Raw genomic sequence first — 15,406 nt, forward strand, 5'->3', positions numbered from 1 at the left:
TTCCCTCCCTTTAAAATTATTTAGATGATCCTGCACTAGATAACACAGGTTGCTCCGTTTTTTCCTTTTCAATCAGACCCTTAATAGCGTCAAGTTCTTCTTTAAAGTTACTTAACTTCAATAGTTCAAATTTCATTTCCTGAAGTTCAGCGTGCAGGCTCTTTGTATCGGCCAGTTCTTTTTTTGACTTAACCAATTCCTGTTTTAGCTGTTTTGTCAGTTTAATGATTTCCTGAGAGACTTCTACGACACTTGCAATCTCTTTACTCTGTGATTTTACAGAATCCTGTAAATCCCAAATTTGCTCTTCAAGTGCCTCCATTTTCTCTTCTGCTTGAATCGTTAAGTTTGCCACATTTGTAACGTCGCTCTTCGTCGGTAAATTTAGGACACTTGCGAAGGCTTCTTGATTTTTTTTCAATTGCTCCAGATAACGGGTTTGCACTTCAGTTCCGAAATTGGACATTTTGACAAACTCATTGTTATTTGTCCACAGGTAGATAAAATCATTGATTTGCTTTTCCCACAAAAGACTTAATTTATGAAAGGATTCATAAGGATCGTATTTTTTCTCCGACATTAACATTCACCTCGTTATGATTTTGTTGATTCAACCGCGTTTTTCATGAATTTTTGAAAAGGGAAAATAGCTGCTTTTAATTGTTTTGAGAATAAATCAACAAATATTTTTTGATTTTCATATAATACATTAGTAGTTTTCTTTACACTATCAATATATTTTTCACGTGCTTTTTTCCTGAAAGCCAGATATTGCGCAACGGCATCCAGATACTTGTCGAGTGCCTGACCGCCGGTTAATGCCTTTACCGGAGTTAACAGTAGAGCTGCTGTTTTTTGTTGGATGTCATCTACAACTTTATTGATTTCTTCATAAGATTTAACAGGGAAGAAATGCTGCAAAGTGGTGGTTGTCACAAGTAATTCTTCACGCGCAGCTTTTTCCCATTCCTTGACTTCCCGGTTAAATTGCTCAGTGACGGCTTTTAGATTATCCTGATTGCGTTTAACACTTTCTACATAGTTTTTAACCGCTGACAGGAATAGCTCATCGCGTTTATTAAAACGATTGGCCCATGCATCTAATTCATCAAAGCCAATCTTCCAAATTAGCTCAAGGCTTGACAATTGATTTTCAACATTAACCTCAACCTCTAACTCTTTTTCATTTTTCTCAGACATTGGTTATTCCTCCATTTCGAATTCTATTTGAAATAATCGCTTTAGTTCTATTAATTCCTTTTCAAGCGATGTAAGATTACCTGCTTTTAATTCTTTTTCTTCCGTCCGCAAAACAACCAGCAGTTCTTCCCATGATTGTCGTACCATTTTTAAATGAGTTAAATTTATTTGCTGCCGTTTTTTAAAACTATAGATCGTGTCGTCGAGCAGGTCGATTTTCTCCACACAATCAACCAATCTTATTGAAAGCTCTGCTACTTCATCTTTATTGGGAATGTCTAATCGTTTTAACCATCTAGTTGTTAATTTTTTGTGAATTTTTAACCGAGCCAAATGGGCATCCATTGCCCTCCCCCATGCTAGGGTAAAGCCCCGGCTATTAGTGAGTTCATGGATTCTTTTATTTATTTTTGCTTCGAGTTCTTTGGAAAAAGCAACTTCATCATGGTGCGTGGTTTCCATTTGATTCCCTCTTACTAACCGGTTGGTATGTTCTTCTTAACATATGTACTAATATGTCAATCTAAACATATTTACCGGAACCCTACAAGGCTATCTCTTAAAAATTCAGAAAAATTTTAAAAAGTGCTTGCGGACTTATTCCACACTTGCAGTCGTTCCACCATCAACAACCAGTACATGACCAAATACATAATCTGATGCTGATGATGCTAAAAATAGCGCCGGCCCCTTCATATCTTCATCGGAACCAAAACGTCCTGCAGGTGTACGATCAAGAATACTTTCACCAGAATAGCCCAATATAGCTTTGGTCATTTTTGTTGGGAAAAACCCTGGCGCAATGGCATTCACATGGACATTATGCGGTGCCAATTTTACTGCTAAATCTTTCGTTAATGTAATAACTGCACCCTTGCTGACAGAATAACCAATGGCATCCATAACTTCTGGTTTCTGACCGCCCATACCGGCAATCGAAGCAATATTAATGATTTTTCCGGAGCGCTGCTCGACCATAATTTTTCCAACAGCCTGAGAAAATAAAAATACTGCTTTCAGGTTGATATCCATTACCTTATCCCATTTATCTGCTGGCATTTCAAGCGCAGGGGCTCCCCAGCTTGTTCCGCTGTTATTAACCAAGATATCAATTGAGCCAAATTCTTTTAGCGTTTCATCCACAACATGCTGGATATCTTCAGGATTTGATACATCACATTTAAATGCAAGTGAGCGAACGCCTTTTTCCTTAAGGGCATCGCTTAATTGCTGACATGCTTCAACATCTCTTGAACAAACCACAACATTAGCACCTGCTTCTGCATACACAGTGGCAATTTGCTGTCCTAAGCCTCTGCCACCGCCTGTAACAATCGCCGTTTTTCCTTGTAAACTGAATAAATCTTGCAAACTCATCTTAAATTCCTCCTAGTTGACTATTAGGCTTTTACTTTTTGTTTCTCTTGGTCTCTTAATACTCTTCTTAGCAGTTTCCCAACTGAAGATTTTGGCAGCTCCGGAAGGATTTCTACATCCTTTGGCGCCTTATATGGTGCTAGGTTTTCCTTACCAAACTGTTTGATTTCTTCTTCGCTAATAGAATAACCCTCTTTTAGCTTTACATAAGCCTTTACGGTTTCGCCGCGGTAAGGATCCGGGACGCCCACTACGACCACTTCTTCGATTTCTTCCAGCTGATAGAGAACCCCTTCAATTTCGGTTGGATAAACATTGAAGCCGCTTGCAATAATCATATCTTTCTTACGGTCAACAATATAAAAATATCCATCTTCGTCCATTTTTGCCATATCGCCAGTAAACAGCCAGCCATCCTTTATTACTGCTTTCGTATCTTCAGGTCGATTCCAGTAACCTTTCATAACTTGCGGCCCTTTGATGATTATCTCCCCAGCCTCACCAACTGGTGCATCGACAAAGCCATCTTCTGTTTCGTGAACGATTCTGGCAACTGTACTTTGAACTGGAATGCCGATGCTTCCGTGCTTTCTTGGCACAAATGGAGGACTAAAGATGACTGTTGGTGCTGCTTCAGATAAACCGTATCCATCACGCAGTTGTTTCCCTGTCCTTTTTTCGAACACTTTGGCCGCTTCTATTGGAAGTGGAGCACCACCGCAGTTTACGTAGTATAGTGAATCAAAACCTGCATCCTCTAGTCCCTCTTGGCTGTTTAATGCAAAGAACATGGTTGGAACACCTGAGAATTGGAATGGTTTTTCACGTTTGACTATCTCCATTACTTCCTTTGGATCAAAGCGCGGTAGGATAATTTGGTTAGCACCTTCTCTGATTCCGCAAAGCGCAACACTTGATAATCCATAGACATGGAACATCGGCAATACGGTTATGATTTTAAAATCTTCTGGTTTGTCATCACATGTTTTATAAGCAAAATCACAAACCTGTGTTAAATTGGCTAAAAGATTCGTATGGGTAAGCATTACCCCTTTGGAGAGACCGGTTGTTCCACCGGTATATTGAAGCACAGCGACATCTTCATCACGGTCAATGTCCACCTCTGGAAGACTGGCCTCCTTATCAAGGAATTCATCGAAATAAACATCACCATCTGCAAGATCAATTTTGGCACCGCCAAAATTAACAACAATCACCTTTTTTAACGAAGTATTTGACTGGATTTTTTTTACTTTTGGGTAAAGCGCATCGAGGACCACCATGTACTCTGAACCGGAGTCATTTAAAACATGCTCTATCTCTCTTTCAACATACATGGGATTTACTTGGACATTGATCCCTCCAAGGCGAAAAGTCCCGAATAATGTAAATATGTAATGAGGGGAATTTGGCAGCATGATTGCTAAACGATCGCCTTTAGCAAATCCTGCTCTATGTAAGGCAGAGGCAAACTGGTCAATAATCAGTTTGGTATCATTGAAACTAGTCACTTTCCCCAAAAAAGTCATTGCCGGTTTGGTATTATAACGATTTACTGCTTCCTCAAAAAAATGATAAAGAGAATTATAGTCAATTCTAAGATGCTCTTCCAGTCTTGAATCATAAACATTAAGCCATGGCTTTTGCTGATAAACCATAAAACACGATGCCTCCTCTTGATAATAACTTTAATAATATTTGTTAGAATATTAATATAATTTTAATTATTGAAGGAAAGTTTAGATTTGTAAACCAATGCTTATCGACAAAATTCCGCAAAAAATTTCAAACTTCCAGAACGAACACCACATAATTTACAATCAATACCTAAATAATAAGTGCTTATTCTGAACCCCCTTCCAAAAACAATACTATTTGTGTCGAAAAATGTTGGAAATTTTCTCATCCTCCACCCCATCCCCACCGTTATCCCCGCCAAAACTTCCTTTAAGACACTATTTTAAGAAAACGCTTTCATTTTGAGGTGAATAGCATACTTAGTGTCAGCCTCCACAAAAGACATTTGTCTGTGTTGGGTAGACAGTTTAATGATTATGCGGTCAGTTCTTTTTTAAAATGGATAAGCGATTTTTTAGACATGTCCTTAGAGTTATGGTCATATATTTTAATATTATGATTAAAGGAGTTGTGCTTGCGTGCCGATTACGAATGCAAATGGAATTGATCTTTATTATGAGGTTCATGGTGAAGGAGAGCCGCTTTTATTGATTATGGGGTTATCCCTTGATTCCAGGTCATGGTATAGAACTATGCCAGCTCTATCGGAACACTATAAAGTAATTATTTTTGATAATCGCGGTGTTGGCTTAAGCGATAAGCCAACTACCCCGTATTCTATTGAATTGATGGCAGAGGATGCAAGAGCCGTCCTCGATGCGGCAGGAGTTGAAGCCGCACATGTTTATGGTATTTCCATGGGCGGGATGATTGCCCAAAGGCTGGCGATAAAATATCCGGAGCGGATTAAATCCCTTATCCTTGGGTGTACCACTTCCGGCGGTACAAATCATGTTCAGCCAGGGGCGGATGTCTCTATGCTTATGCTGTCTAGAGCTTCGTCCACTGCGACTCCTGAGGAAATGGCTTGGGCCACTGCCCCCATTCTATACAGCCAATCATTTATTGAAAATCAGCGCAATCTCGTCGCAGAGGATATTAAAGTAAGAGTTGAAAGGCCGATTCTTCCATACGCATATATGCTTCAGCTCCAAGCATGCCTTGCTCACGACACTTACAGTGAACTCGAACAACTTAAGGTACCAACTCTAGTTATTCACGGCGATGAAGACCGTTTAGTCCCATATGAAAATGGCGTTACCCTGGCAGAGAATATCGAAAATGCCGAATTCCTGACCATTAAAGGCACAGGACATATCTATGTTACCGAAGCCACTGAGCTTGTTAATCAAAAGGTACTGGAATTTCTAAAAAAGCAATAATACAGAAAAATGCCCTATCGATTAGACTGGGCGTTTTTCTGTGCAGCTAAAACTATTAAACTTTATTCCTACAAGCAAATTGAATTTAAAGATATTAAGCCTTCACTTTTGCAATCTCTTCATCCCGCAAAACTCTTCTAAGCAGCTTTCCAACTGATGATTTTGGCAATTCCGCTAGTATTTCTACCTCTTTAGGAGCCTTATAAGGTGCCAGGTTGGCTTTTGCAAACGCAATAATCTCTTCTACAGAAATTCCACAGCCATCTTTAAGTTTAATAAACGCCTTCACCGTTTCCCCACGATAGCTATCAGGGACACCGATCACAATCGCCTCTTCTACACCCTCCAGCTTATAGAGGACTTCTTCCACCTCGCGCGGATAAACATTGTAACCGCTGGCAATAATCATGTCCTTCTTCCGGTCAAGAATATAAAGATAGCCCTCTTCATCCATTTTTGCAATATCACCAGTGAACAGCCAGCCATCCTTGATTACATCTTCCGTATCTTTCGGACGGTTCCAATATCCTTTCATGACCTGAGGCCCTTTAACAATTAATTCTCCTGATTCACCTACAGGAACATCCACATATTCGCCGTCTTCAATCTCCCGGACAATTCTAACAAATGTACTTGGTACCGGTATGCCGATACTTCCATACTTTCTTGGCAAAAACGGCGGATTGAATGCAATCGTTGGTGATGCTTCAGAAAGCCCGTAGCCATCACGGAGGGTTGAACCAGTAATGTTTTCAAATGCTTTCGCCTGCTCCACTGGTAACGGTGCCCCGCCGCTGCCCGCATAATATACATCTGAAAAACCGCAATCCTTTAATGCTTCAGGCAAACTATTCAATGCAAAATACATGGTAGGAACTCCAGCAAAGATAAATGGCTTTTCCCGCTTAATGGTTTCCATTACTTCTTTTAAATCAAAGCGAGGCAGGATAATCTGGTTAGCGCCTTCGCGAATTCCGCAAAGAGCTACACTTGAAAGTCCATAGACGTGAAACATTGGCAGGACGGTAATCATTTTAAAAGATTCTGGAACATCATCACAGGTATTATAAATAAAATCGCAGACTTGATTGAAATTCGCTAAAAGATTGTAGTGTGTCAGCATAACGCCTTTCGGTACACCAGTTGTTCCACCAGTATATTGCAGCACCGCGACATCCTCATGCGGGTCTATTTCCACTTCAGGAAGATTAACATCATCATCTTGAAGTGCTGCTTCAAAATAATAATCTCCTTCGCCAAGCTCGCCGCGGTTACCGGTTAAGTTCACTGCTATGACCCTTTTTAGAGATGTGCTCGGCTGAACCTTTTTAACCCTAGGATAGAATGAATCCAGTACAATCATATATTTAGCGCCCGAGTCCTCCAATACGTATTCGATTTCCCTTTCGACATACATTGGGTTCATTTGGACAACAATCCCGCCTAAACGGAAAACGGCAAATAAGCTGAATATATAGTGAGGGCAATTAGGAAGCATAATTGCAGCTCGGTCGCCTTTTTTAAAGCCTTCTTTATGTAATGCAGACGCGAGTCTCTCCACCATCCATTTTGTTTCCTTATAACTGAAAACCTTTCCATAAAAAGTGAATGCTGGTTTTTCGCTAAAACGATCTACGGCACTTTCTAAAAAATCATACAGGGACTCATGCTTTACACTTACATGTTCTTCCACTCTAGGATCATACCATTTCAACCAAGGCTTTTGCTGATACACCATTACACATCCTCCTCAAAAATTTAATGAATGGTCATATTCCACCAAGCAAATTCCGTAAAAATTACTTATTGGAATATAATTCAATTTAAATTATTGATAGGTTTGGAAAAATTGTAAACGCGATAATCTCGACACGTTTCGGCATGCATCCTGTTATTTATGAACTAATACTCCCGTAATTATCTACCTCTGGAACTGTCAACGAGAGAAAGATGTCGAAATTCGGCAATTTATCAGAAGTATTTCACAAAACTTTAACAATTTTTTGTGAATAACTTTTGACAAAAAAAGGACGACCCGAAAAAAGGGTCATCCTTCATTACATTATTTTTTTAACATCTGAAAAACCTGCTCAACGTCTTTATCCCCACGTCCTGAAAGGTTTACAATTAACACATCGTCCGATGATAATTCTTTGGCCAGCTTCACTGCATGTGCAACCGCATGAGAGCTTTCAAGCGCCGGAATTATGCCTTCTGTTTTACATAAAAGTTGAAACGCTTCTAACGCATCCTGACCAGTTGCTGTAACATACTCCGCCCTGCCGCTCTCTTTTAAATAGCTGTGTTCTGGACCAACACCTGGATAGTCAAGACCTGCCGCAATGGAATAGGTGGGCTTCGGCTCCCCATTTTCATCGATCAGCGTCAAGCATTTAAAACCGTGGATTACAGCCGGCACCCCTTCTGTCAAGGTCGGAGCCTCTGCTGGTTCAACACCGATTAACCGGACATTTTCCTCATCGATATAGTGGGCAAATGCACCGATGGCATTGCTGCCCCCACCTGCACAGGCAATTACCGCTGTTGGGAGCTTTCCTTCTTTTTCAAGAACCTGGCGCTTCGATTCCTCACTGATAATCGCTTGGAAATGCTTCACCATGGTTGGATATGGATGCGGGCCAACTGCTGAACCAAGCAAATAAAAGGTATTTTGATAGTTTTGGACAAGGTCCCCTAAAGCCTCATCAACAGCATCCTTTAAACGCCCCTGTCCTTTGGTTACTGGGATCACCTTTGCCCCCAATAATTCCATACGGAAAACATTTAATGCTTGGCGCTCTGTGTCCAATTTTCCCATATAGATGATACATTCCATGCCAAACATGGCACAGGCGGTTGCGGTTGCTACACCATGTTGGCCAGCGCCCGTTTCTGCGATAATCCGCTTCGCTCCCATCCGTTTAGCCAGCAAAATCTGCCCAATCGCGTTATTAATTTTATGGGCCCCGGTATGATTTAAATCTTCCCGTTTCAAATAGATTTTCGCCCCGCCAATTTGCTTTGTTAAATTTTCAGCGAATGTTAATGGATTTTCTCTTCCAATGTACTCCCTGAGATAATATTTATATTCTTCAATGAATTCGGGGTCATCCTTGTATTTTAAAAATTGCTGTTCCAATTCGTTTAGAACTCCTTGTAAATCCTCTGGAACAAAACTGCCTCCGAATTCGCCAAAATACCCTTTTCTTGCTACGCTCAAATTTTCCATACTCATCTCTACTCGTCTCCTTCAAAAACAATTTATAAACAAAACATTAACTGAATATTAAAATATTATCACTATTTTAATATTCTGCCAATAATCAGCTTTAGGCCTGTGAGGTAAGCGGATGTTTAAACCCATTTGGCAATGAAACGCCTGTAAGATTTTTGATAAATAAAACATTACTGGACTTATCAACCATAGTCTTAAGCGGCAGCCTGTCATCCTCAGGCTGGAAGTGAAAAACAACTTTTGCAGTATTCTTATTAACAAGTTTACTTAAGACACTTATTAATTCTACTTTCTCCTTACTAATAACATCATAAAGGTGAAGCGTATCCTCCTCATGCTGCATGATGACTACAGCCTGCTCATCCTGGGCATAGTAGAGGTCTTCGTTAAAGACCATCAAACAATAAAACATTAGCAGCTCCTCTGTTCCGTGTGTCCCAAAGGCAGCTGACCCTGATAGCCGGTCAGCTGCCAATCTATAAATAAATGCTAAATCTTCAATATTTCTCCCATTTAATTTTCGTATGCCGGTTTCGTTTTTTGCCTCGAACGAACGATCCATAGAAAATTGGAGTTCTTCATATTCTTTAAAACCAAACTTTGGGTAAAAATCTAGTACAGATTGATTAGCAAATAAATACATTAAATCTATATCCTTGTAATCTTCCAAAACCTGATTCATCAGTTTTTTGGACAAACCTTGATTTCGATAATCGGGATGCGTCATAACCGTACCGATTTGGACAGACTGTTTTTTTTCGTTATCAATGATTAAATCCACAAGATTTACTGATACATTTGCTACGACTCTGCCATATTCAATATACGAATAAGGTATATATTTTTCTGTCCAGAAGCCGTGCTGATACCAAACTTCGAAGTCAATTCCAAAGATAGAGGAAGCTAATTCATTAAAACTTTTTCTTAAGAGTTCGTTTTCTTGATAGCCCTTTGCGAATACCAATTCTTTCATACGACACCATCCTTTCTGGAAACCAGACCATATTATACCATTTTATATAATGGAAGAATCCATAAAAATATTAAAGGATTTTCGAAAATGATATAGAAGAGGTAAATGTTGGTTTATTTTTCATTTAAATGAAAACTCGTCGATTGGCGAATCCGTTAGGACGGTTCATGAGGCGCAGTTGAATTTATGCGTTAAGAAAGTATAAAATTCGGAAAATTTTACACTTTCTTTTTAGCAAAAAAAGTCTATTTAGGAGGAACGAAAAATGCGTAACGAAGAGATGCTGCTTATCCCCGGCCCGACACCTGTCGTTGATTCCATTTATGATGCGCTGGCACAGGAAACCCGGGGTCATACTGATCCAAGATTTGTGAAAATATTTAAGAGTGCTATTGAAAAAACAAGAGAGATGTTTAAAACAGACGGGGAAGTCTTTGTAGTTTCCGGGTCCGGAACCCTTGCGATGGAAATGGCCATTGTAAATACAGTGGCTGGAGGAGAGAAATTACTGGTCATCAGTCAAGGCTATTTTGGCGACCGCTTTATTCATTTAGGAAAGGCGTTTGGAATTGAGGTTGACGTCATTCAGTCAGAATGGGGCAGTCAGGTTCAGACAAAGGATGTAGAAGAAAAATTAACTGCCGGGAATTACAAAGCGGTTACCATTACCCATGCCGATACTTCAACAGGTGTCGCCGCAAACTTGGATGCACTTGTTCCCGTAATTAAAAAACACGGGGGACTGGTTATTCTGGATGGTGTTTGTGCCACTGCTGCGATGGAAGAAGACATGAGTAAGACATACGGCCATCCGGATTATAAAATCGATGTTGTGTTAACAGGATCGCAGAAAGCAATCGGTGTTCCTCCAGGACTGGCAGTTGTCGCCTTTAACCAATCGGCATTGGCCGCACGTGAAAAAATCGGGCGTGTACCAGCCTACTATTGTGACATTCATAATTGGATCCCAATTATGAATGATCCTGGCAAATACTTTGCAACACCGCCGGTTAACCTTATTTACGCCTACGACGAGGGAATGAAATTGGTGCTTGCCGAAGGGATGGAAAATCGCTATAAACGTCACAAAGCTTACGGACGAGCAGTCCGGACCGCTCTCGTCGAATACGGCATGAAGGCAATAGCCAATGAGGATGTAGCTGCCGCTACTCTTAGCTGTATTCTGTACCCAGAAGGCTTGAACGATGCCGCCTTCCGCGCTGCCCTTGCCGAAAAAGGTGTCATTGTCGCCGGTGCGCTTGCGCATTTAGCAGGAAAGGCATTCCGAATCGGCCATATGGGCAACACCACAAATGAAATGCTTGAGAAAGCAGTTGTTTTAATCGGGGAAACGATGAAGGAAATGGGCTTTTCAGTAAACCCGGAAAAGGCAGCTGTAATTTTCCAGCAGTGCCTATCGCCATTGAAAATGTAATAGAGAAAGACCTGTCCCAAAGTAAGGGCAGGTCTTTTTAGCTTAGCTTATTTCCGCTTAATGATAAAGCATTGAAAGACATATAAAAAGTTGGATTTATTCTAATTATAAATTAAGGCACAATATTCCCCGCAGCTTTATAAATTTGATACCATTCTTCTCTTGTTAATTTGATTTCAGACCCTTTGCAGGCATCTTTTAATCGTCCCGGATTGGTCGTTCCGAGTACGACTTGGATGTTGGCCGGATGGCGAGTAATCCAAGCAACCGCAATTGCAGTGTTGGTTACACTGTATTTTTCAGCAATTCCGTCAATAGTTTTGTTCAATTCAGGAAAACGTTCCAAATCCCCAAGGAATGAACCTTCAAAAAAGCCGTGCTGAAATGGGGACCATGCTTGAATGGTTAAATCGTTCAAACGGCAGTATTCTAAAATGCTGCTATCACGATTAATAGCCTGGTCAATTTTCATATTTAATGAAATTCCGGAGTCAATCATCGGAGTATGGGCTATGCTAAACTGGAGCTGGTTAATCACTAGTTTAAAAGGTATGTATTTTTGCAGCAGTTCAATTTGGGACGGATTGTGGTTCGACACACCAAAATATTTTACCTTTCCGCTTGTATGAAGCTGTTCAAAAGCTTCAGCAACTTCCTCAGGCTCCATTAGCGGGTCAGGGCGATGCAGGAGGAGAATATCAAGATAGTCCGTTTTTAAACGTTTTAAGATACCTTCAACAGAATTCAGGATATGATCCTTTGAAAAATCAAAAATGCCCTCCGGCAAACGGATCCCGCATTTGCTCTGCAAAATCATGTTTTCACGAATTCTGGAATTCATTTGAATGGCGTCAGAAAATATTTCTTCGCATTTACCTCTTCCGTAAATATCGGCATGGTCAAAGAAATTGATCCCTTCTTCCAAAGCCGTACGGATTAACTTTTCTGCCTCTGGTACCGATAACGAGGTTAACCGCATATTGCCCATAATCATGTTAGAAGTTTTTAAATCGGTATTGGCAATGTTTATATATTCCACACTCTATTCCTTCTTTCATTGTCTTTTCCTTCTTATATATTAAATGAAAACTCGCCAATTGGCGAGGCCGTTAGGACGGTTCATGAGGCGTAGTTGAATTTCTTATTAGCTAAAAAAGCCATTGCAAAAAACAATGGCTTTTAATGAAGCATTCATACTATTTCTTTAATCGAGAAATCATATTCATAACATATACGGTATAATTGTTCAATTTCTTGCTGTGTGGGGACTTTTGGATTATTGGCTGGACTGCCGCTATCTAATGCATCCTTGGCCATTTTACTGATGGTGCCGGTAAATTTATGTCTGTCAATTCCCCACTCCATTAAATTCGGTATTTTTAAAGCAGAACATAGCTGTTTGACCGATTCCACTGCAAATTTCGCCCTTTCTTCTTTAGAACGATTGGAATGATTGGGGTCAAAGATATCCCCTAAATCGGATAGCCTGTCAATACAGGAATCCATACTAAATTCAAGTACAGCCGGAAGCAGCATGGCATTGGAATACCCATGCGGAACATGAAACAGCGCCCCAATCGGCCTCGACATTCCATGTACGAGACATACAGACGCATTGGAAAACGCCATTCCTGCCTGAAGGGCTCCGAGCGACATGGCTTCCCTTGCTTCAAGGTTTTCTCCATTCGTATAAGCTTGATAAAGATTTCGGACAATGAGTTTCATGGCTGATAATGCCAGCGTATCTGTCATAGGATTCGCTTTTTTGGAAAGATATGCTTCAATGGCATGGCTTAATGCATCCACGCCTGTTGCGGCGGTTACATGCTGCGGGGAGGAAACGGTTAAAAGCGGATCGACTATGGCTACTGTTGGCATGAGCGCGGGCTGTTTGACCATAATTTTTACATTAGTGGAGGTGTCGGTAATGACAGTGACATCAGTTGATTCTGAGCCTGTCCCTGCAGTGGTAGGTATCGCTATATGTGGGATTGGTTTCTCTCCGGCAATTTTTGCACTGCCCGCATAGTCTCCAATATCTCCTCCGTTTGTTTCTAATACAGCAACTGCTTTGGCGGTATCGATACAACTGCCGCCGCCAATAGATATAAGTAAATTACACTTTTCCAAACTGAACTGCTCATGTGCTTCAGAAACATAATTGACTGTCGGTTCAGAGTCCACGCCTAGAAATACATGGCTTTGAACACCATGATTTGCTAATAACTGTATACATTTATCAACAAACCCAAGGTGATTCATGACTTTGTCTGAAATAATTAACGCTCTATCCCCTAATCCTGCTGCTTCCTCTCCTACTCGATTAAATGCCTGTTTTCCATAAACGATACTTTGCGGAGCCCTAAAATAAGCAATATCCCCCATCAAAAAATCCTCCTTTCTATGTAAACGATTACATCATAACAAAAGGAGAAAAAGAATTGTGTTGAAACTTGTTATATTCATTCAATTTTTTTAAAACCTTTTAGCCTAAGCAACAATAAAAAATTATTGAACCGTACCAAATTGTCTGTCATATTCCATGATAATCCGGGACAAACTGATTAGTACGATATATGTTTACTTTAAAAATAAGCATTTAGTCCTAAAGACATATCCTTGGAAGGGGAAGTTGGCTTGTCAAATCCAATTGAAAAGTTATTTTGGAGCATTGCCCTTCCAGGGTTTGGGCAATTATTAAATAAAAAATATCTTAAAGGTCTCTTGTTTGTTTTTTTAGAAATTCTGGTGAATACACAAGCAAATTTCAATACCATCATCATGCTAAGCTTTCATGGAGAGATTGAAAAGGCAATTGCTTTAACTGATTATCAGTGGCTGATGTTTTATCCTTGCTTATATTTCTTTGCGATGTGGGATGCGTATAAGGATGGAGGCGGAGGCAGTGAAAGATATTCCTTTCTTCCCTTCGTATTTGCCGCTTATTTTGTCACGGTCGGCTGTATTTATTCCTCGAAATTAAAAATCTTTGGTGTCCTGTTTGGACCAGTCTGGCTGCCGATGTTGTTTGTCATACCCGGGGTCGCGGCAGGGTTTATTATAAAAGCTATAATAAAAAAATTCGCTGAGCCAAAAAAGCAGGCTTTTGATTAAAGTTTGCTTTTTTAATATTTATTTTTCCATCATATCCAAGACAAAATAAAAATCCTAACATCTGCAAATGTTAGGATTAATTGAAATTCAAGTAGGGTGTAATTAAATTATTATTAGCTCTATACTCCTTTTGTAATACTTAAATCAAACAAGGGAAATATTAGGATACTCATCATATGTTTTATTATCCCCTTAAATCGCGAAGTAAAAAAAAAGCGTTTTAAGGCGCTTCAATTAAAAGAAACTTCTCCATGTCCTATATTATGCATATGAAAAATTTATGTATTTGCTTTTACAGTAGAAAATGAAGATGCTCTCTTTCGCATTAACGATCTAAGAAAAATACCTGCACATGTGCGTTTTCTTTTAATCGTTATTTTCAAGCTTTATTATAAAAGGATGAAGCTAAAAAACTCCATCCCATAACCAAATGTTAAAAACTTTCATCAAAATTCTCTACGTCTACGTCTCTCTTCTTCAACATCAATATCAATGTTTTGATCCAGGTCCAGGTCGTTTTCTTGTTCTTGATCAGTATTAGCTTTCGCATTACTTCTGCTGTTTAAACGAACATCTACTCTTGAATTACCTGAGTTAGTTATTATTGCACGAGCCTCATTGGTATTTTTATCTACATTACGTACCTCTGCTTCAGCCTCTGATTCACTTCGATTTCTTAATCGATTATCGATATCTGTATCCACATCAACATTTGTATTATTATTACGCCTTCTGTTCATTCAAAATTCCTCCTTAATTTTGTACTTTCAAAAATATGATATTCTTTATGAATAAAAAAGCTTGGTCACATGTCCTAGCACAAATACCCGTTTTAGTAGAACGAGATTCTTTCCAATCCGTATACCGTATTCTTTTCGTGTTGCGTTGAAATATATGGTTAAAAGCCCCATGCTACTCATATTTCACGTTTTTGCTTGGGGTTCGTGATTTTTATCGTGGAAAAGCGGCTGCATAAATAATACCCATTAAAGTTTATGGAAACACTTCTGCCGCTGCATTCCTAATAGGATATACCATTGGAAAGCGCCTATTACGTGATTAGAGGTATTGAAATAAATATTACAAGTTATCAATTAATATAATAATAGTAA

General features: G+C 39.6%; 14 protein-coding genes. 3 read left to right on the forward strand and 11 right to left on the reverse strand.

Annotation, left to right across the window (positions count from 1 at the left end; translation table 11 throughout):
* Positions 1-16: 16 nt before the first annotated feature.
* The 5 genes from KHA99_RS06435 to KHA99_RS06455 all read right to left on the reverse strand — a co-directional run bounded on the left by KHA99_RS06435 (position 17) and on the right by KHA99_RS06455 (position 4,235).
* A complete protein-coding gene (locus tag KHA99_RS06435) occupies positions 17-580 on the reverse strand; it encodes a polyhydroxyalkanoate biosynthesis repressor PhaR (protein WP_249366442.1) in 564 nt (187 codons plus the stop codon).
* A 14-nt stretch (positions 581-594) separates the two neighbouring features.
* Positions 595-1,200 carry a hypothetical protein gene (locus KHA99_RS06440; protein ID WP_213116567.1) on the reverse strand — a complete coding sequence of 202 codons (606 nt, stop codon included), beginning with the start codon at positions 1,198-1,200 and terminating at the stop codon, positions 595-597.
* A gap of 3 nt (positions 1,201-1,203) precedes the next feature.
* On the reverse strand, positions 1,204-1,662 hold the full coding sequence (locus tag KHA99_RS06445) for a hypothetical protein (protein WP_213116568.1): 459 nt from the start codon (positions 1,660-1,662) through the stop codon (positions 1,204-1,206).
* Positions 1,663-1,797: 135 nt separating this feature from the next.
* The gene (locus tag KHA99_RS06450) at positions 1,798-2,577 is read right to left on the reverse strand and encodes an SDR family oxidoreductase (RefSeq protein WP_213116569.1); all 780 of its coding nucleotides are present in this window, start codon (positions 2,575-2,577) and stop codon (positions 1,798-1,800) included.
* A 23-nt stretch (positions 2,578-2,600) separates the two neighbouring features.
* Complete coding sequence (locus KHA99_RS06455; protein WP_213116570.1) at positions 2,601-4,235, reverse strand: long-chain-fatty-acid--CoA ligase; 1,635 nt, start codon at positions 4,233-4,235, stop codon at positions 2,601-2,603.
* 498 nt (positions 4,236-4,733) lie between these two features.
* On the opposite strand from KHA99_RS06455, the gene KHA99_RS06460 reads away from it, so the two are divergent.
* Positions 4,734-5,537, forward strand: a complete 804-nt coding sequence (locus KHA99_RS06460; protein ID WP_213116571.1) for an alpha/beta fold hydrolase — start codon at positions 4,734-4,736, stop codon at positions 5,535-5,537.
* A gap of 94 nt (positions 5,538-5,631) precedes the next feature.
* On the opposite strand, the gene KHA99_RS06465 is transcribed toward KHA99_RS06460, so the two are convergent.
* The 3 genes from KHA99_RS06465 to KHA99_RS06475 all read right to left on the reverse strand — a co-directional run bounded on the left by KHA99_RS06465 (position 5,632) and on the right by KHA99_RS06475 (position 9,745).
* Positions 5,632-7,275 carry a long-chain-fatty-acid--CoA ligase gene (locus KHA99_RS06465; RefSeq protein WP_213116572.1) on the reverse strand — a complete coding sequence of 548 codons (1,644 nt, stop codon included), beginning with the start codon at positions 7,273-7,275 and terminating at the stop codon, positions 5,632-5,634.
* Positions 7,276-7,599: 324 nt separating this feature from the next.
* On the reverse strand, positions 7,600-8,766 hold the full coding sequence (gene trpB / locus KHA99_RS06470; RefSeq protein WP_213116924.1) for a tryptophan synthase subunit beta: 1,167 nt from the start codon (positions 8,764-8,766) through the stop codon (positions 7,600-7,602).
* Positions 8,767-8,866: 100 nt separating this feature from the next.
* Entirely contained in the window at positions 8,867-9,745 is an 879-nt protein-coding gene (locus tag KHA99_RS06475) for a GNAT family N-acetyltransferase (RefSeq protein ID WP_213116573.1), read from the reverse strand.
* A gap of 265 nt (positions 9,746-10,010) precedes the next feature.
* On the opposite strand from KHA99_RS06475, the gene KHA99_RS06480 reads away from it, so the two are divergent.
* Positions 10,011-11,180 (forward strand): pyridoxal-phosphate-dependent aminotransferase family protein, encoded by a 1,170-nt coding sequence (locus KHA99_RS06480; RefSeq protein WP_213116574.1) that lies wholly within the window; start codon positions 10,011-10,013, stop codon positions 11,178-11,180.
* A gap of 112 nt (positions 11,181-11,292) precedes the next feature.
* Here the strand turns inward: KHA99_RS06480 and KHA99_RS06485 are convergent, their stop codons facing one another.
* Both KHA99_RS06485 and KHA99_RS06490 read right to left on the reverse strand, forming a co-directional pair.
* Positions 11,293-12,219, reverse strand: a complete 927-nt coding sequence (locus KHA99_RS06485) for an aldo/keto reductase (RefSeq protein WP_213116575.1) — start codon at positions 12,217-12,219, stop codon at positions 11,293-11,295.
* A 152-nt stretch (positions 12,220-12,371) separates the two neighbouring features.
* Positions 12,372-13,565, reverse strand: a complete 1,194-nt coding sequence (locus tag KHA99_RS06490; protein WP_213116576.1) for an iron-containing alcohol dehydrogenase — start codon at positions 13,563-13,565, stop codon at positions 12,372-12,374.
* Positions 13,566-13,817: 252 nt separating this feature from the next.
* Here KHA99_RS06490 and KHA99_RS06495 point away from each other — a divergent pair, with 252 nt between their 5' ends.
* Positions 13,818-14,294, forward strand: a complete 477-nt coding sequence (locus KHA99_RS06495) for a hypothetical protein (protein WP_213116577.1) — start codon at positions 13,818-13,820, stop codon at positions 14,292-14,294.
* Between the two features lie 446 nt (positions 14,295-14,740).
* Here the strand turns inward: KHA99_RS06495 and KHA99_RS06500 are convergent, their stop codons facing one another.
* Positions 14,741-15,034: a hypothetical protein gene (locus tag KHA99_RS06500; RefSeq protein ID WP_213116578.1), complete on the reverse strand. Its 294-nt coding sequence runs from the start codon at positions 15,032-15,034 to the stop codon at positions 14,741-14,743.
* Positions 15,035-15,406: the final 372 nt, after the last annotated feature.

Origin of the sequence: Neobacillus rhizophilus, from assembly GCF_018343535.1 — a bacterium.
Lineage (GTDB): Bacteria > Bacillota > Bacilli > Bacillales > Cytobacillaceae > Neobacillus > Neobacillus rhizophilus.